This window comes from Marilutibacter spongiae, from assembly GCF_014145325.1.
Taxonomy (GTDB): domain Bacteria; phylum Pseudomonadota; class Gammaproteobacteria; order Xanthomonadales; family Xanthomonadaceae; genus Marilutibacter; species Marilutibacter spongiae.
In genome coordinates, this window is the sequence record NZ_JACHTF010000011.1 from 90146 (window position 1) to 113314 (window position 23169).

Below are 23169 nucleotides of genomic sequence, written 5' to 3' on the forward strand. Positions count from 1 at the left end.
GTCCCGCGCGCCCGCGCGCGGCGACGGCCCGGGGGCGGGGCGGTGTGCGATAATGCCCCGTTAACCCCTGGATTCCCGCAGGGCCGCCTTCCGCGGCCTCGAAACCCCGCATGCAGCAGATCAGAAACTTCTCCATCATCGCCCACGTCGACCACGGCAAGTCGACGCTCGCCGACCGCATCATCCAGTTGTGCGGCGGCCTGACGGCGCGCGAAATGGAAGCCCAGGTGCTCGACAACAATCCGATCGAGCGCGAGCGCGGGATCACGATCAAGTCGCAGTCGGTGTCCCTGCCGTACACCGCCCGCGACGGCCAGACCTACTTCCTGAACTTCATCGACACCCCCGGCCACGTCGACTTCAGCTACGAGGTCAGCCGGTCGCTGGCCGCCTGCGAGGGCGCGCTGCTGGTCGTCGATGCCGCCCAGGGCGTGGAGGCGCAGTCGGTCGCCAACTGCTACACCGCGGTGGAGCAGGGGCTGGAAGTCGTGCCGGTACTGAACAAGATCGACCTGCCCACCGCCGACATCGACAAGGCCAAGGCGGAGATCGAGGCGGTCATCGGCATCGACGCCGAGGATGCGGTCGCGGTCAGCGCCAAGACCGGCCTCAACGTCGAGGACGTGCTGGAGGCGATCGTCACCCGCATCCCGCCGCCGCAGCCGCGCGACACCGACAAGCTGCAGGCGTTGATCATCGATTCGTGGTTCGACAACTACCTGGGCGTGGTGATGCTGGTGCGCATCATGCAGGGCGAGATCAAGCCCGGCGACAAGCTCACGGTGATGTCGACCGGTCGCAGCCACCAGGTCGACAACGTCGGCGTGTTCACGCCCAAGCGCAAGGAACTGGCCCGGCTGGGCGCGGGCGAGGTGGGCTGGGTCAACGCCAGCATCAAGGACGTGCACGGTGCGCCGGTGGGCGATACGCTCACGCTGACCGCGGACCCGGCGCCCAAGCCGCTGCCGGGCTTCCAGGAAATGCAGCCGCGCGTGTTCGCCGGCCTGTTCCCGGTGGACGCGGAGGACTACCCCGACCTGCGCGAGGCGCTCGAGAAGCTGCGCCTGAACGACGCCGCGATGCGCTTCGAGCCCGAGAGCTCCGAGGCGATGGGCTTCGGCTTCCGCTGCGGCTTCCTGGGCATGCTGCACATGGAGATCGTGCAGGAGCGCCTGGAGCGCGAGTACGACCTCAACCTGATCAGCACCGCGCCGACCGTGGTCTACGAGGTCCTCAAGACCGACGGCAGCATCATCCCGATGGACAACCCGGCCAAGTTGCCGCCGGTGAACCAGGTCGAGGAGGTCCGCGAGCCGCTGATCCGCGCCAACATCCTGACCCCGCCGGACTACATCGGCGGCATCATCACCCTGTGCGAGGAAAAGCGCGGCAGCCAGATCGGGATCACCTACATGGCCAGCCAGGTGCAGATCAGCTACGAGCTGCCGATGGCCGAGGTGGTGCTGGACTTCTTCGACCGGCTCAAGTCCGTCAGCCGCGGCTACGCCTCGCTGGATTACCACTTCCTGCGCTTCGAGCCTGGTCCGTTCGTGCGCGTGGACATCCTCATCAACGGCGACAAGGTCGACGCGTTGAGCGTGATCTGCCACCGCAGCCACGCCGACCGCCGTGGCCGCGACCTGTGCGAGCGGATGAAGGAACTGATCCCGCGGCAGATGTTCGACGTCGCCATCCAGGCCGCCATCGGCTCGCAGGTCATCGCCCGCACCACGGTCAAGGCGATGCGCAAGAACGTGCTCGCGAAGTGCTACGGTGGCGACATCAGCCGCAAGAAGAAGCTGCTGGAGAAGCAGAAGGCCGGCAAGAAGCGGATGAAGCAGGTCGGTAGCGTCGAGATTCCGCAGGAAGCCTTCCTGGCGGTCTTGCAGACGGACAATAAATAAGGCGGGGACGAAGGACTCGACAACCGGCAGCGAAAGCAGTCGCTTTCGCCGCTCCCGGGGAACTACCGTGACCAACGGCGGGTCCGTACCGGGGGCAGGGCAGGCAGACTCGCCGGTAGGCGGGGCCTTTCGACCCTGTCCGGCGTCTAGGCCGATATCCCGGCTCTATCCAAGGAGCGCACATGCGTTGGTTTGAAATCGCCCTGGTGGCACTTACTTTCGTCACCGGGCTGGTCTGGCTGCTCGACAAGCTCTATCTCGCCAAGTACCGGGCCGCCCGGGAAACCCTGCTCGACGACGGCAGCGAGCCCTGGTACGTCGACTATTCCAAGGCGTTCTTCCCGGTGCTGCTGGTGGTGCTGATCCTGCGCAGCTTCGTCGCCGAGCCGTTCCGAATCCCCTCCAACTCCATGATGCCGACCCTGTTGACCGGCGATTTCATCCTGGTCAACAAGTTCACCTATGGCCTGCGCCTGCCCATCACCAACAAGAAGGTGGTATCGATCGGCGAGCCAAGGCGCGGCGACGTGGTCGTGTTCCGGCCGCCGCACCACCCCGACCAGGACTGGATCAAGCGCATCGTCGGCCTGCCCGGCGACACCGTGGCCTACCGCAACAACACCGTGTTCATCAATGGAACGCCCATGGCCTACCAGCCGATCGGCATCTACGAGGGCAAGGGCAGCGGCCGCGAGATGACAGGGGCCGAGGAACTGGAGGAGAATCTGGACGGCCGCCGCCACCGGGTGCTCGAACGGATCGCGCTTCCGTTCCCCGACCAGGGCGACGGAGAGTGGGAAGTGCCAACGGGGCACTATTTCGTGATGGGCGACAATCGTGATAATAGCGAGGACAGCCGTTACTGGCAGACGCACTTCCTCCCGGAGGAGAACCTGCGGGGCAAGGCGTTCCTGATCTGGATGAACATCGATGGGGGCATCGATACGTCCAGGATCGGCAGCAGCATCCAGTAGGGGCGGGGTTCGCCGGCCACCTGGGCCACATTCAACTCATATAGGGGAGTTCGAGCATGAAACGCACGCAAGGTGGCATGACGTTGATCGGCTTCATCATCGTGCTCGCGGTGGTGGGTGTGTTCATCTACATGGGCATGAAGCTCATCCCGATGTATTCCGAGTACTACGCGGTCAAGCGCGCGCTGTCGGAGATGAGCACGGACGCGGCCGTGGAGAACGCCGACCCGCAGAAGATCCGCGACCTGTTCTTCCGTCGCCTGTACGTGAGCTACGCCGAGAACGTGACCAAGGACGATTTCAAGATCGCGCGGAAGGACGCGGGCTGGGAGATCACCGTGGACTATGAAGTGCGCAAGCCGCTCATCGGCAACCTCGACGTCGTGGGCCATTTCGTCGCCCAGCAGAAGCTCAATCGCGGTGCCGGGGGCTGATCCGCTCGCGCACGCGTTCCGCTCACCGGAATTGCTCCGCCAGGCGCTGACGCACCGCAGCGCCGGCGCGCCGCACTACGAGCGGCTGGAGTTCCTCGGCGACGCGCTGGTCAACCTGATCATCGCCGAGGCGCTGTTCCAGCGCTGGCCCCAGGTTGACGAAGGCGCCTTGACGCGCGCGCGAGCCGAGCTCGTGCGCGAGTCCTCTCTGGCCACCATCGCGCGGACCCTGGACCTGGGCGCGCGGCTGACCCTGGGGCCGGGCGAGATGAAGTCCGGCGGTCATCGCCGCGACTCGATCCTCGCCGACGTGGTCGAGGCGATCGTGGCCGCGATCTACCTGGATGCCGGCTTCGAAACCTGCCGGGCGACCGTGCTGCCGTGGTTCGAACCGGCGATGGCCGCGATGCCGCCGCCGCACAAGGTCGGCAAGGACGCCAAGACCCGGCTGCAGGAGTGGCTGCAGGGCCGCCAGAAGCCGCTGCCGGCCTACGCGCTGCTGTCGGAAAGCGGCGAAGAGCATGCCAAGACCTTCCACGTGAGTTGCGAGCTCGTCGATCCTCCGGTGCACACCGAGGGCGAGGGGACGTCCCGGCGGGCGGCCGAACAGGCCGCCGCCGAGCTCGCGCTCGAGCGGATCGAGGCGCCGCGCGGCAAGCCCGGCTGAGTCCGCCGCCAGCGCCGGACCGGATCCGGCCTGGCCCGCGGCACGCGGGGTTTGCCCCGATGACGGCACAGGCGGACAATCCCCGCATGAGCACCCCTCCTTTCCGGGCCGGACACGTTGCTGTCATCGGCCGGCCGAACGTCGGCAAATCCACCCTGACCAACGCCCTCGTGGGCGCGAAGGTCAGCATCGTCTCCAACCGTCCACAGACCACCCGCCACCGCTTGCTCGGCATTGCCAGCTTCGACGCCGGCCAGCTGGTCCTGGTCGACACCCCTGGCCTTCACCGGGACCAGGGCAAGTCGACCGCCTCGGCCATGCACCGGATGATGAACCGGGCCGCGCGCGGCGCCCTGGAGGGCGTCGACGTCGCCGCGCTGGTGGTCCAGGCCGGGCGCTGGGACGAAGCCGATGCCTTCGCCTACGAGGCCCTGAGCAATGCCGGCCTGCCGGTGGTGCTGATCGTCAACCAGGTCGACCGGCTGAAGGACAAGACCGCGCTGCTGCCCTACCTGGCGAAGGTGAGCGAGGGGCGCGACTTCGCCGGCGTCCACCCCATTTCCGCGCTCAAGCGCAATGGACTGGAAGCGCTGGTCGACACCCTGCTCAAGCTGGTGCCCGAACAGCCGGCGATCTACGGCGAGGACGAAATCACCGACAAGAGCCAGCGTTTCCTCGCCGGCGAGATGGTCCGCGAACAGTTGATGCGGCAGCTGGGCAACGAGTTGCCCTACGCCACGACGGTGGAGATCGAGAAGTTCGAGGTCGACGGGGCGTTGCTGCGCATCGGTGCGGTGATCTGGGTCGAGCGCGACGGCCAGAAAGCCATCGTGATCGGCAAGGGCGGCGAACGCCTGCGCGAGATCGGCTCCAAGGCGCGCCAGCACATGGAGCGCCTGTTCGGCGCGAAGGTCTTCCTGGAGACCTGGGTGCGGGTACGCCAGGGCTGGTCCGACGACGAGGCCGCGCTGCGTGCGTTCGGCTATCACGACTAGGACCTGCCTGCGGGCGGCGCGACCATGCGCCTGAGCGCGGAACCCGGTTTCGTGCTGCACGCGCGGCCCTGGCGCGAGACCAGCATGCTGGTGGAAGTGCTCAGTGCCGGCCACGGCCGTGTCGGCCTGCTCGCGCGCGGGGTGCAGGGCGCCAGGCGCCATCCCCTCCGTGCGGCGCTGCAACCGCTGCAGTTCATCCGCTTCGATGCCATCTGGCGCGGCGAACTGGCGCGCCTGGTCGCGGCCGAGGCCGTGGACGTGGCGCCGCGCCTGGCGGGCGAGGCCAGCCTGGGTGCGTTCTACCTCAATGAGCTGACCCTGCGCCTGGCGCCACGTCAGGTCCAGCAGTCCGAGCTGTTCGTGGCCTACGCCACCGCCCGCGAACGCCTGCGTGCGGGCGATGCCCTGGCCTGGACCCTGCGCCGCTACGAACGCGACCTGCTCGATGCACTGGGTGTCGGGTTCGAATGGCATTGCGACGGCGACGGGACGCCGATCGATCCGGCCGCACGCTACCGCCTCGATCCCGAGCACGGGCCGCGTCGCCTGCTGATGGACCGCGGCCAGGCCGACCGCAGCGAGGCCGCGACAGGGCGCGCGCTGCTGTCGCTGGCCGGGGACCTCCAGCCCGAGGCCGAGGACATGGCCGCCCTGCGCCGGGCCATGCGTGCGGTGCTGGCGCACCACCTGGGGCCAAGGGGCCTGAAATCCTGGGAAATGCTGGGGTCGCTGGCGCGGCTGATGCCGGGCGCCGAGGGCGGGTCGCCGGGGACGCTTCAGCCGGGCGGCTGAGCCAGGGTGTCGCGCAGGGCGCGCTCGAAGCCCGAGCGCGGTTCGACCTCCCGCGGCGCGGCCTGCCATGCGGACACGGCGGCGGCCAGGCGCGCGGCGCCGACGAAACCGCAGCTGGCACGCAGGCGGTGCAGCCCCGCCTCGAGGGCATCCAGCTCGTCGTCGCGCCAATGCGCCATGAGGCCCGCGCCCGTTTCCCGCAGCTCGGCCATGAACAGGCCACGCAACTGCGCGACATGCTCCTCATTGCCGTTGAGCGCGCGAAGGGCGCCCGCGTCGTCCCAGACCGGCGCATACGTCGCTGCCACGGCCGTCGACATGCGCAGGGGAGGGCGCGGCTCACGCAGGCCCAGCGCGCAATGCACCGCCGCACGCAGTTCGGCGCCCGCCAGCGGCTTGCACAGGACCTTGCGGAAGCCCGCGTCCAACAATGCGTCGTGGTCGAGGCGGTCGAGCGAGGCGGTGTGGGCGAGCGCGCGCGTGGTCAAGCCGCGTGCCCGCAGGGCGTGGAGCAGGGCGATGCCATCGCCATCGGGAAGCCGCGCATCGACCAGCCACAGGTCGTGGCCGGCCGCGAGGGCGAGTTCGATGGCGCCGGCCTGCGAGTCGGCGACGTCGACCCGTGCGGGGAGGGAATGCAGGGCCGCGGCGATGAAGCGCGACGAGGTCGGGTCATCCTCGACGAGGAGGATGCGCAATGGCGTGTCCATGTCGTGATCGTCTCCTGGGATCCCGCGTCCGGCCGTTCACCCCCCTCGCGCGTGCCGGTATGCTGCGTGCCATGTCCACGTGGATAGTAAGCCTGTTTGCCGGTGCCTGTGGACTGGTGGCGCTCGCGCTGCCGGCGCGGGTGGAGGCGCGGGCCGCGGAGTTGCGGGTGGCGCGGGTGGAGACACCGGTGGCCATCCTGGAAGACGTGGAAGTGCGCCTGGCCTGGTCCCCGGGCGCGTCCAGCGGCCGCCTGCGCGTGCGTGCCCGCACGGCCCGGGCCCCCGACCTGGGCTACCGGTTCTCCGGCCTGGACTGGACCTGCCCCCTGCGACGCGATGGCGACGCCTGGTCCTGCGCGGGGGACGTGTCCGCGGCGGGCGCCGGTACGGCGCGCCTGTCGCTTGCGCTGGACACGGCGTCCACGCAGGCCGAGCTCGTCCGTGGCCAGGCGAGGGTCGCGCTCGACCGCGACGCCGCCAGTCCCGACCTGACCCGCATCGACCTGACCCGCGTGCCGGTGCAATGGGCGCAGGCGCTGGCCAGCCAGGCATGGCCGGACGGGCGTTTCGGCGGCGGTCGCATGACCGGGCAGGTGCTCGTCGATGGGGCCGGCGACCGGCCGCTGCAGGTCGATGCCAGGCTCGAGGTGGACGACCTGGCGGTCGATACGCCGGATGGCAGCATCGCCGCCGAAGGCCTGGGGGCGCGCCTGGGCATCGGTGCCAGCCTGGGGGCGATGCCGGTGATCGCGGTCGATGGCGACCTGCTGGGCGGCGAGCTGCTGTTCGGCACGACCTACGTATCGCTGGGATCACGCGCGGTCGCGCTGTCGGGCGAGGCGCGCAAAGCCGGTGACGGCAGTTGGGATTTCTCCCGGCTCGGCTGGCAGGACGGCGACGGGCTCCAGGCCCGTGGCCGGGCGCGGTGGGCGGCGGACGCCGGCCTCGATGCGCTGCAACTCGAGCTGCACAGCACCGACCTGGGTGCGCTGGGTGCGGACTATCTCAGTGGCTGGCTCGGCGTCGCCGGCCTGGCCGAGCTGCAACTGGGGGGGCGCGCGGACCTGGTCCTGGGCATCGAGTCGGGACACCTCGAACAGGCCGGGCTCCGCCTGGAGGGCGTGAGTGTCGTCGATCCGCGCGAAAGGTTCGGATTCCAGGGCCTGCGCGGCGACCTCGTGTTCTCCAGCGCCACCCCGGTGGACAGCGAGTTGCGGTGGGACTCGGGCACGCTCTATGGCCTGCGCTTCGGAGCGGCGCGGCTGCCCTTCGCCAGTGGCGACGGTACCCTGCGCAGCCGCGAGGCTATCCCCCTGGCGATGCTGGGCGGACAGGTCGTCCTCGACGACGTGCGCATCCAGCCGCCCGGTGCGGCGTCGGGACTGGACGTACGCTTCGGCCTCGCACTGGAGGACCTGGACGTCGCCGCGCTCAGCACGGCCCTGGACTGGCCGCCCTTCACCGGCCGGCTGGGCGGACGCATCCCGATGGCGCACTACGCCGCCGATCGCCTCGATTTCGACGGTGGCCTGGTGATGCGACTGTTCGACGGCGAGGTCGAGGTGTCCTCGCTGTCGATGGAGCGACCGTTCGGGGTGGCGCCGACCCTGTCGGCCGACATCGGCATGGACGGCCTGGACCTGGAGGCACTGACGGGCGTGTTCGGCTTCGGCAGCATCAGCGGCCGCCTGCATGGACGCATCGACAGGCTGCGCCTGGTCAACTGGACGCCGGTGGCCTTCGATGCCGAGCTCCACACCGAACGCGGGCGCGGCGTGCGCCAGCGGATCAGCCAGCGCGCCGTGCAGGATCTGTCCAGCGTCGGCGACGCCTCGTTCATGGGCAGCCTGCAGGGGCGGCTCATCGGCCTGTTCGACGACTTCCGCTACTCGCGCATCGGCATCGCCTGCGTGCTCGCCGACGAGGTCTGCACCATGGACGGCCTGGGTTCAGCCGGTCGCGGCTTTATTATCGTCGAGGGCGCCGGGGTCCCGCGGCTGACCGTGGTCGGCTTCAACCGGCGTGTAGACTGGCCCACTCTGGTTGAACGCCTCGCGGCCATCGGCAGCGGCGATGTCGCGCCGGTGGTCGAATGAATATCGTGCAAGAGTCAGGAGAGATGAGAATGCGTCGTTGGATGGGACTGCCCGTGGCCGCGGTGATGCTGACGGCCTGCGTGACGATCAACGTGTATTTCCCCGCCGCCGAGGCGCGGGAGGCCGCGCAGGAGTTCGTCGAGAAGGTGATCGGCGACGAGGCGGCCGTGCCGGCCGACGAGGGCGACGACGGTGCGTCGCTGCAGCCGGGCAACGCCGCGTCGGCGCTTGCGCTGGCCTCGCGCATCGACTGGTGGGCCCTGGCAGGCGTCGGCAGCGCCCATGCGCAGGGCCAGCCGGACATCACCATCAAGACCCCGGCGATCCAGGCGATCCAGGCGCGGATGGCCTCGCGCTTCGAGTCGCAGCTGCGCGCGGGCTTCGACGCGGGTGCGCTGGGCTTCGCCGCCGACGGCACCATCGTCGTGCGCGACGCCGGGCAGCTGCCGCTCAAGGACCGCGTCGCGATCAACCAGGCGGTCGCCGACGACAACCGCGACCGCAAGGCCGTCTACCGCGAAGTGGCGGTCGCCAATGGCCATCCGGAATGGGAATCGCAGATCCGGGACGTGTTTGCACGCCAGTGGATCTCCAGCGCCCGCAAGGGCTGGTGGTACCAGAGCGGCGGCAGCTGGAAGCAGAAGTAAGCGCGAACGGCATGCCGGTGGCGTTCGACGACGGCCCGCTTCCGCGGGCCGTCTGCGTTCCGGCCGCGGCGCGACCGCCTCGCGCTTCGCCGCATCTGCGACAATGGGCGGCTCCGCCCCAGCGAGCCTGAAGCCAGCCCCGTGGCCCGAATCGACCAGACCCCCTTCGAAGCCGTCATCACCGACCTGACCCACGACGGTCGCGGCGTCGCGCGACGCCCCGATCCGCGCCACCCGGAGGGCGGCGGCAAGGCCGTGTTCGTCGCCGGCGCACTGCCCGGCGAGCGCGTGATGGCCGTGCAGACCCGCCGCCACCGCAGCTTCGACGAAGCGCGCACCGAGACGGTACTGGAGGCCGCGCCCGAGCGGGTGGCGCCGCGTTGCCCGCATTTCGGCACCTGCGGCGGCTGCGCGCTGCAGCACTACGCCGAGGACCGGCAGATCCTCGCCAAGCAGCGGGTCCTGGCCGAGAACCTGGAGCGCATCGGCCACGTCGCGCCCGCGCGCTGGTTGCCGCCGCTCACCGATGCGGCCTGGGGCTATCGTCGCAAGGGCCGCCTGTCGGTCCGCCGGGTCGAGAAGAAGGACAAGACCCTGGTGGGGTTTCGAGAGACCGATCCGCGCTTCGTCGCCGACCTGCGCGAGTGCCACACGGTGATCCCTCGGATCGGCGAGCGCCTGGAGGCGCTGTCGGCCCTGGTCGACGGCCTCGAGGCGCGCCGGGACATCCCCCAGATCGAGTTCATCGCCGGCGATGCCGCCGTCGCGCTGACCTTCCGCCACCTCTCGCCGCTGGGCGAAGCCGACCGCGCGGCGCTGGTGGCCTTCGCGAAGGCGCACGATTTCGCCATCTTCCTCCAGCCTGGCGGCGTCGACAGCGTGCACCCGCTGTATCCGGACGAGGTGTCGCTGTCGTTCCACCTCCAGGACTGGGACATCGAGCTGAAGTTCCGTCCGCTGGACTTCATCCAGGTCAACGCCGGCCTCAACCGCAAGATGATCCACCACGCGTTCGAGCTGCTCGAGCCCGGGGCCGACGAGCGCGTGCTCGACCTGTTCGCCGGGCTCGGCAACTTCACCCTGCCGCTGGCGCGCCGCGTGCGCGAAGTGGTGGGCGTTGAAGGCGAGGCCGGGCTGGTCCAGCGCGCCCGCGAGAACGCCGCCCACAACGGCCTGGGGAACGCGCGCTTCTTCGCCGCCGACCTCGCCAGGGACCTGTCGGCCGAGCCGTGGATGCGCGAAGGCTTCGACAAGCTGCTGCTCGACCCGCCGCGCTCGGGCGCCGACTTCGTGTTGTCGGTGCTGCCGCTCAAGCAGTTCAAGCGCATCGTCTACGTCAGTTGCCATCCGGCCTCGCTCGCGCGCGACGCCGGCTTCCTGGTCAACGAGAAGGGCTGGAAGCTGCAGGCGGCCGGGGTGATGGACATGTTCCCGCACACCGCCCACGTCGAATCCATCGCCCTGTTCGAACCGGGCTGAGGGGCGGGCATGGGCATCGAGATCGAACGCAAGTTCCTGGTCCGCGGCGACGCCTGGCGGGCGCAGGCGCACCAGGTGGAGACGATGGCGCAGGGCTACCTCAACGACCTGGCGGCCATGGAACCCGTCGACGGCGGCGACGCGGCGATGAAGGCGTCGGTGCGGGTGCGCATCGCCGGCGACGCCGCGTTCCTCAACCTCAAGTCGCGCGAGCTGGGCCACACCCGGCAGGAGTTCGACTACGCCATTCCCGTGGCCGATGCCCGCGACCTGCTGGTCCTGTGCGTGGGCGGGCGCATCGAAAAGCGCCGCCACCGGATCGCCGCCGGCGCGCACGAGTGGGAAGTCGATGAATTCCTTGGCGACAACGCCGGCCTGGTCGTTGCCGAGATCGAGCTCGGCGATGCCAACGAGGCTTTCGAACGCCCCGAATGGCTGGGCGCGGAGGTGACCCACGCCATCCGTTACTACAACCTGGCCCTGGCCTCGCGCCCGTATTCGCAGTGGACCGCGGACGAGCGCGCGGGGACGGCCCCCTGACGGAGCGCGCGCCATGCTGCTGATCGGCATCGCCGGTACACGACTCGAAGCGCGCGAGCGCGAATGGCTGCAGCACGACGCCTGCGCGGGCGTGGTGCTGTTCGGCCGCAACTTCGCCTCGCGCGACCAGGTCGCCGATCTGTCGGCGGCCATCCGCGAAGCCGCGCCACGCCCGCAACTGGTATGCGTGGACCAGGAAGGCGGGCGCGTGCAGCGCTTCCGCGACGGCTACAGCGCGTTGCCGGCCCTGGAGGGCTTCAGCCGCCGCCATGCGCTCGATCCCGACGACGCGTTGGCATTGGCCGAGGACCACGCCTGGCTCATGGCCAGCGAGATCCGCGCCAGTGGCGTCGACCTGAGCTTCGCGCCGGTGGTCGACCTGGGATGGGGCAACCGCGCGATCGGCAATCGCGCGTTTTCGGACACGCCCGGGATCGTGGCCGCATTCATCCGCGCCTACGTCCGCGGCATGCACAGTGCGGGCATGGCCGCCACGCTCAAGCACTTTCCAGGACACGGCTCCGTCCTCGAGGACACCCACTTCGAGATGGCCACCGACCCACGCGCGCTGGAGGCCTTGCAGGCGCGCGACCTGGTGCCGTTCGCCGCCGGGATCGAGGCGGGCGCCGACGCGGTGATGATGGCGCACGTGACCTATCCGGCGGTGGCGCCCGAGCCGGCGGGGTATTCGCCACGCTGGATCGGCGACATCCTGCGCGGCGACATGGGCTTCCGGGGCGTGGTCTTCAGCGACGACATCGGCATGAAGGCCGCCGACAGCGCCGGCGGCGTCGGTGCGCGGGTGGACGCGCACCTGGACGCCGGTTGCGACGCCGTCCTGGTCTGCCACCCCGAACTGGTCGAGGACGCCCTGGTCGCCGTGCGCGACCGGCGCCTCGACCCGCGCCCGGTCGAGCGCCTGCTCGGCCGGGGCACGCTCGATTGGAGCGGCCTGCTGGCCGACGCGCGTTACCACGAAAGCCGCAGGAAACTGGAGGGTCTGGTTTGATGAGTGGACATGATCTTGGCTGGGCGCTGGACAATGCCGACATCGTCGTCGAGCAGGCGGTGCTCGAACGGGCGATGGCGCGCATGGCGGACGAGATCCGCCGCGACTACGACGAGGCGCCGGTCTACCTGACGGTCATGCACGGCGGGCTGCCGTTCGCCGCGCGCCTGGCGATGGAGGTGGGCGCGCGCGGGCTGGACCTGGAGTTCGACTACCTGCACGCGACGCGCTATCGCGGCGACACCCGCGGCGCCGACCTGGTCTGGAAGCATCGGCCGGCGACGCCGCTGGAAGGTCGCCGGGTGCTGCTGGCCGACGACATCCTCGACGAGGGCCATACCCTGGCCGGCATCATCGAATGGTGCCGCGAGCAGGGCGCCCGCGACGTCCGCGTCGCGGTGTTGGCGGTCAAGCAGCACGACCGTTGCGTGGAAGGCGTGTGCGCCGACTACATCGGCGTCCACGTGCCCGATCGCTACGTGTTCGGCTACGGCATGGACTTCCACGAACAGGGGCGCAACCTGCCCGACATCCATGCCCTGAAGGACGACGCATGAGCGACATCGACCTGGCCGTGATCGGCGGCACCGGCGTCTATGCGCTGGCGCGCCTGGAGGAGGTGGAGACCCACGTCGTGGAGACCCGCTACGGCGCGCCGTCGGGCCCGGTCCGGGTCGGTCGCCTGGGCGCAAGCCGGGTCGCGTTCCTGGCCCGGCACGGCGAAGGCCATTCCGTGCCGCCGCACCTGGTCAACTACCGCGCCAACCTCGCGGCCCTGCAGCACCTGGGCGCGACGCGCGTGCTGGCCCTGAATACCGTCGGGGGCATCACCGAGCGCTTCGGTCCGCGCGTGCTGGCCTGCCCGGACCAGCTCATCGACTACACCTGGGGGCGGGTCTCGACGCTCTGCGAAGGCGAGCCCTGGGCCGTTTCCGGCGGCGAAGTCCTGCACGTGGATTTCGGCGAGCCCTATTCGCGCGGCCTGCGCCAGGCCGTACTCGCGGCAGCCCGTCGTGCCGGCGTCGACCTGGTCGAGGGCGGCTGCTATGGCGCCACGCAGGGTCCGCGCCTGGAGACGCGCGCCGAGATCGCCCGCCTGCGCCGCGACGGCTGCGACCTGGTCGGCATGACCGGCATGCCCGAGGCGGGTCTCGCGCGCGAGCTGGGGCTGGAATACACCTGCCTCGCGGTTGTCGCCAACTGGGCGGCCGGCGCAGGTCCGGATCCGGACGAAGTGATCACCCTGCAGGACGTGCTGGACAACGTCGCGGCGGCATCGGCGGGGCTGGCGGATCTGATAGGGGCCGTTGTGGAAAACTGAGCCGCCAGCAGTTGTCAAGCGTGCGTTCAGTTTGCATACTCGGCCCTGCGTCGGTCGCGCCTGCGCGCCGTCGCGCCCATCGCATCCAGCATGAGGTCATCAAGGACATGCAGTACGGTACCGTCAAGTGGTTCAACGACGCCAAGGGATTTGGCTTCATCTCACCAGAAGATGGCAGCGCGGACGTGTTCGTGCACTTCTCCGCCATCAATGCAAAGGGCTTTCGTAGTCTCCAGGAAGGCCAGCGCGTCAGCTACCAGCTGACCCAGGGACCAAAGGGCGCGCAGGCGTCCGAAGTCGGCGTCGCCAGCGAGGGCTGATCGCGCCCGCACATCGATATTCTTGAAGCCCCGCCTGGCGGGGCTTTTTTGTGGCCGGCCCCCGCGAGGGAGGGGCCGTCGCAGGGTGGGCCCTGCCGCGTGCCCGCCCGATACGGCCGGGCACCAGCGGTCGCGGTGGGACGGCGCCGTGGGGACGTTCGCCGGGTCTAGAATCAGGCATCCACCCGGAAGGAGGCCGCCATGGACGCACTGCCGCCATTCGCGACGCATCGCGTCGACAACCAGCCGCCGGCATTCGCGCCGCGCGACCTGTGGCGCGACGACGCCGCGCTTCGCCAGGCCCTCGTGCGCGAAGGCGCGGCGGCCTGGGAGGACGACGTCGGCCGCTACGGTGCATTGGCCGGTGGCGAGCTGCATGCGCTGGGTTTCGACGCCCATCGCGACCGGCCCCGCCTGCGTACCCATGACCGCTTCGGCCATCGCATCGACCGGGTCGAGTTCCACCCCAACTACCACGCCATCATGGGCGCGGCGATCGAGCACGGCGTCGCTGGCCTGTCCTGGCGCGACCCGCGCCCGGGCGCGCACGTGGCGCGCGCGGCGCTGAGCTACCTGCACCACCAGGTCGAGCCGGGCAGCAGTTGCCCGTTGACGATGACCCACGCCGCGGTGCCGGTCCTGCAGGGCGTGCCGGCGCTGCGCGACTGGGCCACGCGGGCGGCGGCCCCGTGCTACGACCCGCGCGACGTGCCGGCCATGGACAAGGCCGGGCTCACGCTGGGCATGGGCATGACCGAGAAGCAGGGCGGCAGCGACGTGCGCGCCAATGCGACCGTCGCCCGTCCGCTCGAGGGCGATGCCTACGCGCTGGTCGGGCACAAATGGTTCTTTTCCGCGCCGATGTCGGACGGCTTCCTGGTCCTGGCGCAGGCGCCCGGGGGCCTGGGCTGCTTCCTGCTGCCGCGCTGGCGGCCCGACGGCACGCGCAACGCGTTCCGCCTGATGCGCCTGAAGGACAAGCTGGGCGATTGGTCGAACGCCTCCTCCGAGGTCGAATTCGACGGCGCCTGGGCCCATCGCGTCGGCGAGGAGGGGCGCGGCGTGCCAACGATCCTGCAGATGGTGATGCTCACGCGACTGGACTGCATGCTGGGCTCCTCGGCGGAAATGCGCATGGCGCTGGCCGAGGCGATCCACCACGCGCGGCATCGCCATGCGTTCGGCAAGCGCCTGGCCGAGCACGCGCTGATGCAGAACGTGCTTGCCGACCTGGCCATCGAGGCCGAGGCGGCCCTGGTCTTCTCGATGCGGGTGGCCCGGGCGGTCGACGCCGCCGGCCGGGATACCGACGAGGCCGCGTTCGCCCGGGTGGCCACGGCGATCGGCAAGTACTGGATCTGCAAGCGCGCGCCGGCCTTCGTCAACGAAGCGCAGGAGTGCCTCGGCGGCGCGGGGTATGTCGAGGAATCGATCCTGCCGCGTCTCTACCGGCAGGCGCCATTGAATTCGATATGGGAAGGCAGCGGCAACATCCAGTGCCTCGACGTGCTCCGGGCCCTGCACCGGGAGCCTGCCTGCCTGGACGTCCTGCGACGGGAACTGGCGCGCGCGCCGGGCTTGCCAGCGGCCTGGCTGGCCGACCTGGACGAACGCCTGGCGCGTGCGGGCGAGGCCTCCGCGCGCAGCCTGGTCGAACGCCTGGCCCTTGCGCTGCAGGCCTCGGCCCTGTGCCAGGCCGACAGTCCGCTGGCCGGTGACTTCATCGCCAGCCGGCTGGCGTCGCCGCATGCGCAGGCGCTGGGCACGCTGGCGGACGGGATCGATTTCGCCCGCGCGATCGAACGGGCACTGCCGGCCGCCTGAGTCGCCGCAGCCGGCGGCTCAGCGGCGGCCCAGGCGGGTCGACTCGTCGGGACGCAGGCTGCGCGCCCCGGTGACGATCATGCGCACCATCGTCGAGAGCTGGTTGACCAGTTCGGTATCTTTTTCCCGAGGCAGGTCCATGGCCGTGCCACCCACCGCGAACACCAGGCGGGTGATCGCCTTGGCCGCCAGCGCGGGCTCGTGCAGGGTGGCATGGTCCAGCCGCGCCAGGCGGATCAGGTCCAGGCGCAGTTCCTCTTCGAAGAATTCCAGTTCGCGGTCGACCGCCTGTTTGAACGCGTCGGAGCCGACCGTGCCCTCGCGCAGGAGGACGTGCAGCAGCTTGTCGTCGGCCCGCAGCTGCTCCATGAACGCCTCCACCGAGCTGCGGATCACGCTGCGGTTGCCGCCGGCGACCCGTTGCCGGGCTTCACCGATGATCTGGCGCAGCGAGCGGCCGGCCAGGTCGATCAGCGCGACCGCCAGCTCGTCCATGTCGCGGAACTGCCGGTAGAAGCTGTTGGGGGCGATGCCGGCCTCCCGGGCCACCTCGCGCAGGCTCAGCGAGGACACGCTGCGATGCGGCCCGACCAGCTTCAACGCAGCGGCCAGGATGTCCTCGCGCGAGATGCTCGGCTTGCGGCCGGGGCCGTGCTCGTCGGCGGCGGCCGCGGGGCTGGCTGGAGTGGGGACGATGGTCACGGTTCGAGTATGACGAGTCTGAATGGTGGCAGGGCAGGGGGCATCATAGTCCTGTAATTAATATACAGGTGTATATACATGCGTCCGCACATTGGTATAGTAGCGCCATGAACGCTCGCGTACGCCCCTCCCGATCCCGCCGCCCGTCCGGCTTCCGTCGCTGGCTGCGTCCTTTCGTAGCGCCGGCCGTCTTCGACTTCTGGGCGTCCCGGGTCAACCGCCTTTGGACCTGGGAGCGCCCGCTGGCCCAGCTGGTGGGGCGTCAGCGCGAGTCCAGCGACGCGGTGACCCTGTTGTTGCGTCCGAACCGGCACTGGCACGGCTTCCGCGCCGGCCAGCACGTCAATCTCGGGATCGAGGTCGATGGCGCGCGCGTCACCCGCAGCTACAGCCTGTCGCAGCCGCCTCGCGCGGACGGCCTGCTGGCGGTCACCGTCAAGGCGATGCCCGGTGGCAAGGTCAGCGCGCGCCTATGCGAGGGTGTCGAGACGGGGGAGATCTTCGAACTCGCGCCGGCCTTCGGCGACATGACGCTGCCCAGGACCCCCGAAGGTGAATGGCTGTTCCTGGCCGGTGGCAGTGGCATCACCCCGCTGATGGCGATGATCCGCGCGCTGGCCGCGGACGGCATGCCGGTCCCGCTGACGTTGGTCTACTGGTCGCGCCGACGCGACGAATTCTGCTTCACCGATGAACTGCGGGCGCTGGCCACGGCCCACGCCGGGTTTACCCTGCACCTGGTGCTGACCGGCGAAGCGGCCGAGGCCGCCGACGAGCATGAGGGACGCATCGACGAGGCCCTGCTGTCGCGCCTGGTCGATGGTCTGCAGACCCGCCGGGTCATGGCCTGCGGGCCGGGCGGCTTCGTAGAAGCCGCGCGTGGCCTGCTCGAAGGCCGCGTGCGCGACTTCCAGGCCGAGGCCTTCACCCTGCCCGAAGCGCCGGTGCTGGACGAGGGCGAGGTGGCGCTGACCCTCAACCGCAGCGGTCGCGTCTTGAAGGTGCCCCGTGGCCAGCCCCTGTTGAACGCGCTCGAAGCGCAGGGCATCAAGCCGGCCTCGGGCTGCCGCATGGGGCTTTGCAACACCTGCGCCTGCGGGCAGGCCTCGGGCAGCGTCCGCCACCTGCCCAGCGGTGCGCTCGTGCACGAACCGTCCCAGGCCCTGAAGCTGTGCATCCACGGCGCGGCCACCGACCTGTCGATCGATCTTTGATGGAGACTTCCCAGCGCATGCGCACCCCGACGCCCCGCAAGAAGAACCGCGCCCTGGCCCCCGCAGAACTGGAGGCCTTCGGCAACGAACTCGACGCGCTGCGCGCGCGTACCGTCGCCAGCCTCGGCGCCCGCGACGCCCGTTACATCCGCAACGTGGTCAAGGCCGTCCGCTACACCGAGGTCGCCGGTCGCGGCCTGCTGTTCCTGGGCGCCTTCGTCCACGGCGTGCTGGTCCCGGCCTGGATCGCCGGCGTGCTGCTGCTGGCGCTGTCGAAGATCCTCGAGAACATGGAGCTGGGCCACAACGTCATCCATGGCCAGTACGACTGGATGGGCGATCCCCAGCTCAACGGCCGCACCTACGAGTGGGACATCGCCGGCACCGCCGAGGCCTGGCGCAAGACCCACAACTTCCGCCACCACACCTACACCAACGTCCGCGGCCTGGACGACGACATCGGCTACGGCCTGCTGCGGATCTTCCCGGAGCAGAAGTGGTCGCCCTTCTTCCTGCTGCAGCCGGTCATCGCGCCGATCTTCGCGCTGCTGTTCGAGTGGGGCGTGGCGATCCAGGACCTGAAGCTGGGCCGCTGGCTGCAGGGCAAGGTGAGCGCGAAGCAGATGTACCGCAAGTTCCGCCCGGTCGGCCGCAAGATGGGTCGGCAGGTGCTCAAGGACTACGTCCTCTTCCCGCTGCTGGCCGGCCCGTTCTTCCTGCCGGTGCTGCTGGGCAACGTGGTGGCGAACCTGCTGCGCAACGTCTGGACCTACGTGATCATCTTCTGCGGGCACTTCACCACCGACGTGGAGACCTTCCCGCGGGACGTGATCAAGAACGAGTCGCGCGGGCACTGGTACCTGCGCCAGCTGCGAGGCTCGTCCAACATTTCCGGCGGTTTCCTGATCGACGTCATGTCGGGCAACCTCAGCCACCAGATCGAGCACCACTTCTACCCGGACATCCCGGCCAACCGGTATTCGGAGATGGCGGTCGAGGTGCGCGAGATCTGTGCCCGCTACGGGCAGCACTACAACACCGGTTCGCTGCCCCGGCAGTTCGGCCAGGTCACGTGGCGGATCCTGCGCCACGCCTTCCCGAGCCGCCCGCGTCGTGCGATGCCGCTGGTCAGGCGCGAAGCCGGCGCCTGACACGGGGACGTCTTCGTCGGCCCGCCATCCCGCGACGGCCCGGCAATCGCCGGGCCGTTTGCGTGGGGGGCGGGGTGGAACGCGTCCCCGCCAGTACGCGGAGCGACCCACGCGCGTCGCCCCGCACCGCTGTCAGTCGAGGAACTGGAGCTTCGCCAGTTCGGCGTAGAGCCCGTCCTGTGCGAGCAGCTCGGCATGGGTGCCTTCGGCGACGATGCGACCCTTGTCCATCACCACGATCCGGTCGGCTTTCAACACGGTCGCCAGGCGGTGGGCGATGACCAGGGTCGTCCGGCCCTCCATCAAGGTCTCCAGCGCCTGCTGGACCGAGCGCTCGCTTTGCGCGTCCAGGGCACTGGTCGCTTCGTCGAGCAGTAGGACCGGGGCATCCTTGAGCAGGGCCCGCGCGATCGCGATGCGTTGCTGCTGTCCGCCCGAGAGCCGGGCACCGCGCTCGCCCAGTGGCGTGTCCAGTCCCTCGGGGAGCGCCTGGATGAACTCGCGCGCATGGGCGGCCTGCATCGCCGCGTCGATCGCATCGTCGTCGGCGTCCAGGCGTCCGTAGCGGATGTTCTCGCGGGCGCTGGCGGCGAAGATGGTCGGTTGCTGCGGCACCAGCGCGATCGCCTCGCGCAGCTGCGCCGGCTCGAGCTCGGCGATGTCGACGCCATCCACCCGGACCACGCCGCGGTCGGGGTCGTGGAAACGCAGCAACAGCGAAAGCACCGTGCTCTTGCCCGCGCCGGACGGCCCCACCAGGGCGACCGTTTCACCCGGGCGCACGCGCAGGTCGAAGCCGTCCAGCGCCGGCAGGTCCGGCCGCGCCGGATAGTGGAAGGTCACCTGGTCGAAAGCGATCGAGCCCTGCACCGGCGCCGGCAGCGGTCGCGGCGTCGCCGGGGCATTGATGCGATTGTCGACATGCAGCAACTCGCTGATCCGACCCATGCCGCCCGCCGCGCGCTGCAACTCGTTCCAGACTTCGGCGAGGGCGCCGACCGAGCCGCCGCCGATCAGGGCGTAGAGCACGAACTGGGCCAGGGTGCCGGCGCTCATGCGGCCGGCGGCGACATCGTGCGCGCCCGACCACAACACCAGGGTGATCGCACCGAAGACCAGCAGGATGGCGATCGCCGTCACCCAGGCCTGGGCCTGGATCCGACGTCGCGCCGTCGCCACCGCCGTGGCGATGGCATCGCCGAAGCGGCCGCGCTCGTAGGGTTCGCGCGCATGTGCCTGGACCGTGCCCACCGCGCCCAGGGTCTCGTTGGCCAGGGCGTTGGCGTCGGCCACGCGGTCCTGCGCCGAACGCGAGATCTTCTGCAGTCGGCGGCCGCCGAACACGATGGGCAGCACCGCCAGCGGGATCCCGACCAGGGCGAACGCGGCCAGGCGCGGGCTGGTCACGAACAGCATCGCGATGCTGCCCAGGAAGGTGACGAGGCTGCGCAGCGCCACCGACATGCTCGTGGCGACCACGCCGCGCAACAGTTCCGCGTCCGCGGTGAGGCGGGAAACCAGCTCCCCGCTGCGATTGGCGTCGTGGAAACTGGCGTCCAACCCGATCAGGTGTGCGTAGAGTTGCTGGCGCAGGTCGGCGACCATGCGCTCGCCCAGGAGCGACACGAAGAAGAAACGTGCCGCGGTGGCGAGCGCCAGCACCACCGCCACGCCGAACAGCAGCAGGAACGCCTGGTCGATCGCGCGCCCGCCGCCTGCCGCGAAGCCCTGGTCGATCATCGTGCGGAAGGCGACCGGCAGGCTCAGGGTGGCCGCCGAGGAGCAGGCCAGGGCCAACAGCCAGGCGACCAGGAGGCCGCGGTGCTTGCGCACGAAAGGCCAGAGGGTGCGCAGCTGCCCGACGGGGGCCTTCCGCGCTGCGGGGGCGGCCGTCGCGGTGGCCGTCGCCGGCGCGGGGTCAGTCATCGGACTCGGGTTCCTTCAGGCGTACCCGGTCACGGGTGGCGTCGCGCAGGCGTGTTTTCAAGGGGGCGAGGCTGTCGGCCGGCACCCGCAGGCGCATGTGCGCGCCGTCGGCGGCGAAGCGCTCGTCGAGTTTCTCGGCCGGATGCTGGGCGAGCAGGGCATGGATCGCACCGGTGTCGTCGAACGGATAGGACAGGTCCAGCAGGGCCATCGCCACCAGCGGCTGGCGGGGCGCGATGCGCAGGCACTCGGCCGCGCAGCCGCCATACGCGCGGACCAGGCCGCCGGCACCGAGCTTGATGCCGCCGTACCAGCGGGTGACGACGACCGCGACGCGATCGAACCCCTGTCCCTCGATCGCCGCGAGGATCGGCCGGCCCGCGGTGCTGGCGGGTTCTCCGTCGTCGTTGAAGCGGTATTGGCCGTCGATGCGATAGGCCCAGCAGTTGTGGGTCGCGGCCGCGTCGCCCACCTCGGCGAAGAACGCCAGGGCCGCCTCCGCGCTCTCCACGGAGGCGGCCTGGGCAAGGAACCGGCTGTGCTTGACCTCGATGGCGTGTTCGGCGCGCGCGGCAAGCGTGTCCACGCTCATGGCGCCGGGTCGGGAGCGGCCCGGAGCAGGCCGATGAGATCGTCGGGCACCTGCAGGTAGGGGCGCTGGGCGCGCAGCAGCGCCAGGCTCGCGCGCGCCGCGTCGAGGTCGCCGGCGGCCTTGCGCGCGCGGATCCGCTCGAGCCAGTCGGTCGGGTCGAGCGTCGCGTCGGCTTCCACCGGGATTGCGGCAAGCGCCTCGGGCGAAGCGGGATCCGGCATCGCGACGGCATCGTCCGCTTCCATCCCGGCGGCGGCCGCAGGCGCTTGCGGTGGCGGCGGCGGGGGCGCATGGGCCACCGCCGCCGGCGCGCGCTCGGGGCGCTCGGGCGTCGCGCGCGCGGCTCGCGTGTAAGTGGCCCGACGCGCGGCCGCGGGGGCCGGATCTTCGGCGAAGCTGTCGTTGCCCTGCTTGGCCTGTGCCGCGGCCTGGCCCTGCAACTCGACTGCGCGCGCCTGCTGCGCCGACTCCTGCTGCGTGCGCTCGACGCGGCTCGCGCGCTCGGCTTCGGCGTCTGCTGCGCGCCGGGCCTCGAGCAGCGCGCTCGCATCGGCGCGATCGGATCCGGCGGGCGCCGCGTCAATGGCGGTGGACCGGTCTGCATGCGGGGACGCCGTCGAAGGGGCCCGGGGCTTCGCCGCGGAAGCGGTGTTCGATGCGGCGGCCGGGGTGGAAGGCGGAGCCACCGCGGCTTCGGCGCTTGCCTCGGCCGCCGAGGCCGCGGGCGCATCCGAGGTGCGCCCGGGCAGTGTCTCGATCATGACGACGTGCTCGGTCGCGTCGCCTTCCTCCGGCGGCATGTACAGGCCCTCCACGGGTCGCATCTGCCAGACCACCCCCAGCACCAGCGTGAGCGAAGCGGCGAGTCCCAGCCCGGTCACCAGGCCGCCGGCGCCGCCGGACAGGCCCAGCCAGCGCCGGCGCGCGTGGCGGCGCGGCGCCTCGGTCAAGGCCTGGCGCGCGGCGGACATGATCGTCGCGTCCAGCTCGGGCGACGGGCCGTCGTGCGGCCCGAGGCGCGCCAGGCGTGCGGCGAGGTCGCGCTCTTCCGCCGACAGGGGTTCGTTGGGATGGCCGTTCATGGGTTCAACCTCGTGCGCAGCTTCTCCATCGCGTAGCGAAGCCGCGATTTGACGGTTTCCCGGCCCGCGCCGGTGATCTCGCCGATTTCCTCCAGGCTCAGTTCACGGGTGAGTCTCAGCAGCACGACCTCGCGCTGCTCCTCGGGCAGTTCTTCGATCGCCCGCTGCAATTGCCGTCGCTGCTCGAACTCGGACAACTGCCGCTCGGGGGTGTCCGGGTCGGGGATGCGCGCCGCGCGCTCGTCGCCATCCTCGGGTGCGGGCGGCCGGTGCTTGAGGCCGCGCCAATGGTCGTTGAGGCGATTGTGCGCGATCCTGAACAGCCATGTGCTGAATGCGGCGTCTGGCGTCCATCCGGCGCGGGCGGCGATGACCCGCTGCCACACGTCCTGGAAGAACTCGTCGGCCAGCGCCCGGTTGCGCGCCTGCTGCACCAGGAAACGGTACAGAGGCCCGCGGTGCCTCGCGTACAGAAGGTCGAAGGCATCGGCATCGCCGGCCACCCAGGCGCGCATCAGCGACGCGTCGTCCGGTTCGGTCATGCTGCGTTCGATCCCCGAGTCCATTGCGGCAAGGGTACGTTCAGACGTTGCCGACGGGAAGAAGCTGGTGCATTGTGTACGCACGCCAGGCAGCGGGGGCTGTCCGGCAATGGGGAAGGTCAGGCTCATGGATGACCGAACGCACGAGGGCGCACTTCGGGGTTGCCCACTGCGTTCGACAGGTCGTCCGCGCAGCAGGCCGCAGCGAGGCCAGGCGGGGGGCTCAATGCGTAGAGGCTCGAGAAACA

Annotated in this window: 23 protein-coding genes; 17 read left to right on the forward strand and 6 right to left on the reverse strand. The window is 70.3% G+C overall.

The genetic code is table 11. The annotated features are described in order from the left end of the window. The first annotated feature begins 110 nt into the window (after nucleotides 1-110). The 6 genes from lepA to recO all read left to right on the forward strand — a co-directional run bounded on the left by lepA (nucleotide 111) and on the right by recO (nucleotide 5766). On the forward strand, nucleotides 111-1904 hold the full coding sequence (lepA, locus tag H4F98_RS11210) for a translation elongation factor 4 (protein WP_182687673.1): 1794 nt from the start codon (nucleotides 111-113) through the stop codon (nucleotides 1902-1904). Nucleotides 1905-2086: 182 nt separating this feature from the next. Then, on the forward strand, nucleotides 2087-2878 hold the full coding sequence (lepB, locus tag H4F98_RS11215) for a signal peptidase I (RefSeq protein WP_182687675.1): 792 nt from the start codon (nucleotides 2087-2089) through the stop codon (nucleotides 2876-2878). Between the two features lie 56 nt (nucleotides 2879-2934). Then, nucleotides 2935-3312 (forward strand): DUF4845 domain-containing protein, encoded by a 378-nt coding sequence (locus H4F98_RS11220; protein WP_182687677.1) that lies wholly within the window; start codon nucleotides 2935-2937, stop codon nucleotides 3310-3312. Beyond that, on the forward strand, nucleotides 3293-3979 hold the full coding sequence (rnc, locus tag H4F98_RS11225) for a ribonuclease III (protein ID WP_343064764.1): 687 nt from the start codon (nucleotides 3293-3295) through the stop codon (nucleotides 3977-3979). The genes H4F98_RS11220 and rnc overlap by 20 nt, the downstream gene beginning before the upstream one ends. Before the next feature lie 86 nt (nucleotides 3980-4065). After that, the gene (era, locus tag H4F98_RS11230; protein ID WP_182687681.1) at nucleotides 4066-4974 is read left to right on the forward strand and encodes a GTPase Era; all 909 of its coding nucleotides are present in this window, start codon (nucleotides 4066-4068) and stop codon (nucleotides 4972-4974) included. A 24-nt stretch (nucleotides 4975-4998) separates the two neighbouring features. Beyond that, on the forward strand, nucleotides 4999-5766 hold the full coding sequence (gene recO, locus H4F98_RS11235; protein WP_182687683.1) for a DNA repair protein RecO: 768 nt from the start codon (nucleotides 4999-5001) through the stop codon (nucleotides 5764-5766). On the opposite strand, the gene H4F98_RS11240 is transcribed toward recO, so the two are convergent. Beyond that, a complete protein-coding gene (locus H4F98_RS11240) occupies nucleotides 5751-6476 on the reverse strand; it encodes a response regulator transcription factor (RefSeq protein ID WP_182687685.1) in 726 nt (241 codons plus the stop codon). The two genes, recO and H4F98_RS11240, sit on opposite strands and share 16 nt — an antisense overlap. A gap of 71 nt (nucleotides 6477-6547) precedes the next feature. Between H4F98_RS11240 and H4F98_RS11245 the strand changes: the two genes are divergently transcribed. From H4F98_RS11245 to H4F98_RS11285, 9 genes are all read left to right on the forward strand, one after another. Continuing rightward, complete coding sequence (locus H4F98_RS11245) at nucleotides 6548-8572, forward strand: hypothetical protein (RefSeq protein WP_182687687.1); 2025 nt, start codon at nucleotides 6548-6550, stop codon at nucleotides 8570-8572. Nucleotides 8573-8601: 29 nt separating this feature from the next. Further along, nucleotides 8602-9219: a DUF1318 domain-containing protein gene (locus H4F98_RS11250; protein WP_246373115.1), complete on the forward strand. Its 618-nt coding sequence runs from the start codon at nucleotides 8602-8604 to the stop codon at nucleotides 9217-9219. 141 nt (nucleotides 9220-9360) lie between these two features. Next, the gene (rlmD, locus tag H4F98_RS11255) at nucleotides 9361-10698 is read left to right on the forward strand and encodes a 23S rRNA (uracil(1939)-C(5))-methyltransferase RlmD (RefSeq protein WP_182687699.1); all 1338 of its coding nucleotides are present in this window, start codon (nucleotides 9361-9363) and stop codon (nucleotides 10696-10698) included. A gap of 9 nt (nucleotides 10699-10707) precedes the next feature. Beyond that, nucleotides 10708-11238, forward strand: a complete 531-nt coding sequence (locus H4F98_RS11260; protein WP_182687701.1) for a CYTH domain-containing protein — start codon at nucleotides 10708-10710, stop codon at nucleotides 11236-11238. A 13-nt stretch (nucleotides 11239-11251) separates the two neighbouring features. Continuing rightward, complete coding sequence (gene nagZ, locus H4F98_RS11265; protein ID WP_182687703.1) at nucleotides 11252-12247, forward strand: beta-N-acetylhexosaminidase; 996 nt, start codon at nucleotides 11252-11254, stop codon at nucleotides 12245-12247. Then, entirely contained in the window at nucleotides 12247-12804 is a 558-nt protein-coding gene (locus tag H4F98_RS11270; protein ID WP_182687705.1) for a hypoxanthine-guanine phosphoribosyltransferase, read from the forward strand. Before nagZ ends, H4F98_RS11270 begins: the two co-directional genes overlap by 1 nt. Beyond that, entirely contained in the window at nucleotides 12801-13568 is a 768-nt protein-coding gene (locus tag H4F98_RS11275; RefSeq protein WP_182687707.1) for an S-methyl-5'-thioinosine phosphorylase, read from the forward strand. The genes H4F98_RS11270 and H4F98_RS11275 overlap by 4 nt, the downstream gene beginning before the upstream one ends. A gap of 107 nt (nucleotides 13569-13675) precedes the next feature. Next, a complete protein-coding gene (locus tag H4F98_RS11280) occupies nucleotides 13676-13888 on the forward strand; it encodes a cold-shock protein (protein WP_141518518.1) in 213 nt (70 codons plus the stop codon). 201 nt (nucleotides 13889-14089) lie between these two features. Next, nucleotides 14090-15712, forward strand: coding sequence for an acyl-CoA dehydrogenase family protein (locus H4F98_RS11285; protein WP_182687709.1), 1623 nt, complete (start codon nucleotides 14090-14092; stop codon nucleotides 15710-15712). An 18-nt stretch (nucleotides 15713-15730) separates the two neighbouring features. Here H4F98_RS11285 and fabR read toward each other — a convergent pair whose 3' ends face one another. Then, on the reverse strand, nucleotides 15731-16408 hold the full coding sequence (fabR, locus tag H4F98_RS11290) for an HTH-type transcriptional repressor FabR (RefSeq protein ID WP_182687761.1): 678 nt from the start codon (nucleotides 16406-16408) through the stop codon (nucleotides 15731-15733). A gap of 113 nt (nucleotides 16409-16521) precedes the next feature. On the opposite strand from fabR, the gene H4F98_RS11295 reads away from it, so the two are divergent. Together H4F98_RS11295 and H4F98_RS11300 are read left to right on the forward strand one after the other, a co-directional pair. Further along, nucleotides 16522-17628: a ferredoxin reductase gene (locus tag H4F98_RS11295; RefSeq protein ID WP_182687711.1), complete on the forward strand. Its 1107-nt coding sequence runs from the start codon at nucleotides 16522-16524 to the stop codon at nucleotides 17626-17628. Between the two features lie 17 nt (nucleotides 17629-17645). After that, the gene (locus H4F98_RS11300; RefSeq protein ID WP_182687762.1) at nucleotides 17646-18779 is read left to right on the forward strand and encodes a fatty acid desaturase family protein; all 1134 of its coding nucleotides are present in this window, start codon (nucleotides 17646-17648) and stop codon (nucleotides 18777-18779) included. 132 nt (nucleotides 18780-18911) lie between these two features. On the opposite strand, the gene H4F98_RS11305 is transcribed toward H4F98_RS11300, so the two are convergent. From H4F98_RS11305 to H4F98_RS11320, 4 genes are read right to left on the reverse strand one after another with little or no spacing between them, the layout of a single operon-like run. After that, on the reverse strand, nucleotides 18912-20705 hold the full coding sequence (locus H4F98_RS11305; RefSeq protein ID WP_182687713.1) for an ABC transporter transmembrane domain-containing protein: 1794 nt from the start codon (nucleotides 20703-20705) through the stop codon (nucleotides 18912-18914). Beyond that, the gene (locus H4F98_RS11310) at nucleotides 20698-21297 is read right to left on the reverse strand and encodes an IMPACT family protein (protein WP_182687715.1); all 600 of its coding nucleotides are present in this window, start codon (nucleotides 21295-21297) and stop codon (nucleotides 20698-20700) included. The genes H4F98_RS11305 and H4F98_RS11310 overlap by 8 nt, the downstream gene beginning before the upstream one ends. Then, on the reverse strand, nucleotides 21294-22379 hold the full coding sequence (locus tag H4F98_RS11315; protein ID WP_182687717.1) for a hypothetical protein: 1086 nt from the start codon (nucleotides 22377-22379) through the stop codon (nucleotides 21294-21296). The genes H4F98_RS11310 and H4F98_RS11315 overlap by 4 nt, the downstream gene beginning before the upstream one ends. Next, nucleotides 22376-23050: an RNA polymerase sigma factor gene (locus H4F98_RS11320; protein WP_425487600.1), complete on the reverse strand. Its 675-nt coding sequence runs from the start codon at nucleotides 23048-23050 to the stop codon at nucleotides 22376-22378. The genes H4F98_RS11315 and H4F98_RS11320 overlap by 4 nt, the downstream gene beginning before the upstream one ends. Between the last annotated feature and the right edge of the window lie 119 nt (nucleotides 23051-23169).

Excerpts from the sequence above, each read along its gene's own strand:
- H4F98_RS11285 (WP_182687709.1), top strand. The coding sequence starts at position 14,090 with ATGGACGCACTGCCGCCATTCGCGACGCATCGCGTCGACAACCAGCCG.
- H4F98_RS11295 (WP_182687711.1), top strand. The coding sequence starts at position 16,522 with ATGAACGCTCGCGTACGCCCCTCCCGATCCCGCCGCCCGTCCGGCTTC.
- H4F98_RS11220 (WP_182687677.1), top strand. The coding sequence starts at position 2,935 with ATGAAACGCACGCAAGGTGGCATGACGTTGATCGGCTTCATCATCGTG.
- H4F98_RS11280 (WP_141518518.1), top strand. The coding sequence starts at position 13,676 with ATGCAGTACGGTACCGTCAAGTGGTTCAACGACGCCAAGGGATTTGGC.
- lepB (WP_182687675.1), top strand. The coding sequence starts at position 2,087 with ATGCGTTGGTTTGAAATCGCCCTGGTGGCACTTACTTTCGTCACCGGG.
- H4F98_RS11270 (WP_182687705.1), top strand. The coding sequence starts at position 12,247 with ATGAGTGGACATGATCTTGGCTGGGCGCTGGACAATGCCGACATCGTC.
- H4F98_RS11260 (WP_182687701.1), top strand. The coding sequence starts at position 10,708 with ATGGGCATCGAGATCGAACGCAAGTTCCTGGTCCGCGGCGACGCCTGG.
- H4F98_RS11240 (WP_182687685.1), bottom strand. The coding sequence starts at position 6,476 with ATGGACACGCCATTGCGCATCCTCCTCGTCGAGGATGACCCGACCTCG.
- H4F98_RS11250 (WP_246373115.1), top strand. The coding sequence starts at position 8,602 with ATGCGTCGTTGGATGGGACTGCCCGTGGCCGCGGTGATGCTGACGGCC.
- nagZ (WP_182687703.1), top strand. The coding sequence starts at position 11,252 with ATGCTGCTGATCGGCATCGCCGGTACACGACTCGAAGCGCGCGAGCGC.
- H4F98_RS11315 (WP_182687717.1), bottom strand. The coding sequence starts at position 22,379 with ATGAACGGCCATCCCAACGAACCCCTGTCGGCGGAAGAGCGCGACCTC.
- lepA (WP_182687673.1), top strand. The coding sequence starts at position 111 with ATGCAGCAGATCAGAAACTTCTCCATCATCGCCCACGTCGACCACGGC.
- H4F98_RS11320 (WP_425487600.1), bottom strand. The coding sequence starts at position 23,050 with ATGAGCCTGACCTTCCCCATTGCCGGACAGCCCCCGCTGCCTGGCGTG.
- H4F98_RS11300 (WP_182687762.1), top strand. The coding sequence starts at position 17,646 with ATGCGCACCCCGACGCCCCGCAAGAAGAACCGCGCCCTGGCCCCCGCA.
- H4F98_RS11245 (WP_182687687.1), top strand. The coding sequence starts at position 6,548 with ATGTCCACGTGGATAGTAAGCCTGTTTGCCGGTGCCTGTGGACTGGTG.
- H4F98_RS11275 (WP_182687707.1), top strand. The coding sequence starts at position 12,801 with ATGAGCGACATCGACCTGGCCGTGATCGGCGGCACCGGCGTCTATGCG.
- era (WP_182687681.1), top strand. The coding sequence starts at position 4,066 with ATGAGCACCCCTCCTTTCCGGGCCGGACACGTTGCTGTCATCGGCCGG.
- H4F98_RS11310 (WP_182687715.1), bottom strand. The coding sequence starts at position 21,297 with ATGAGCGTGGACACGCTTGCCGCGCGCGCCGAACACGCCATCGAGGTC.
- recO (WP_182687683.1), top strand. The coding sequence starts at position 4,999 with ATGCGCCTGAGCGCGGAACCCGGTTTCGTGCTGCACGCGCGGCCCTGG.
- H4F98_RS11305 (WP_182687713.1), bottom strand. The coding sequence starts at position 20,705 with ATGACTGACCCCGCGCCGGCGACGGCCACCGCGACGGCCGCCCCCGCA.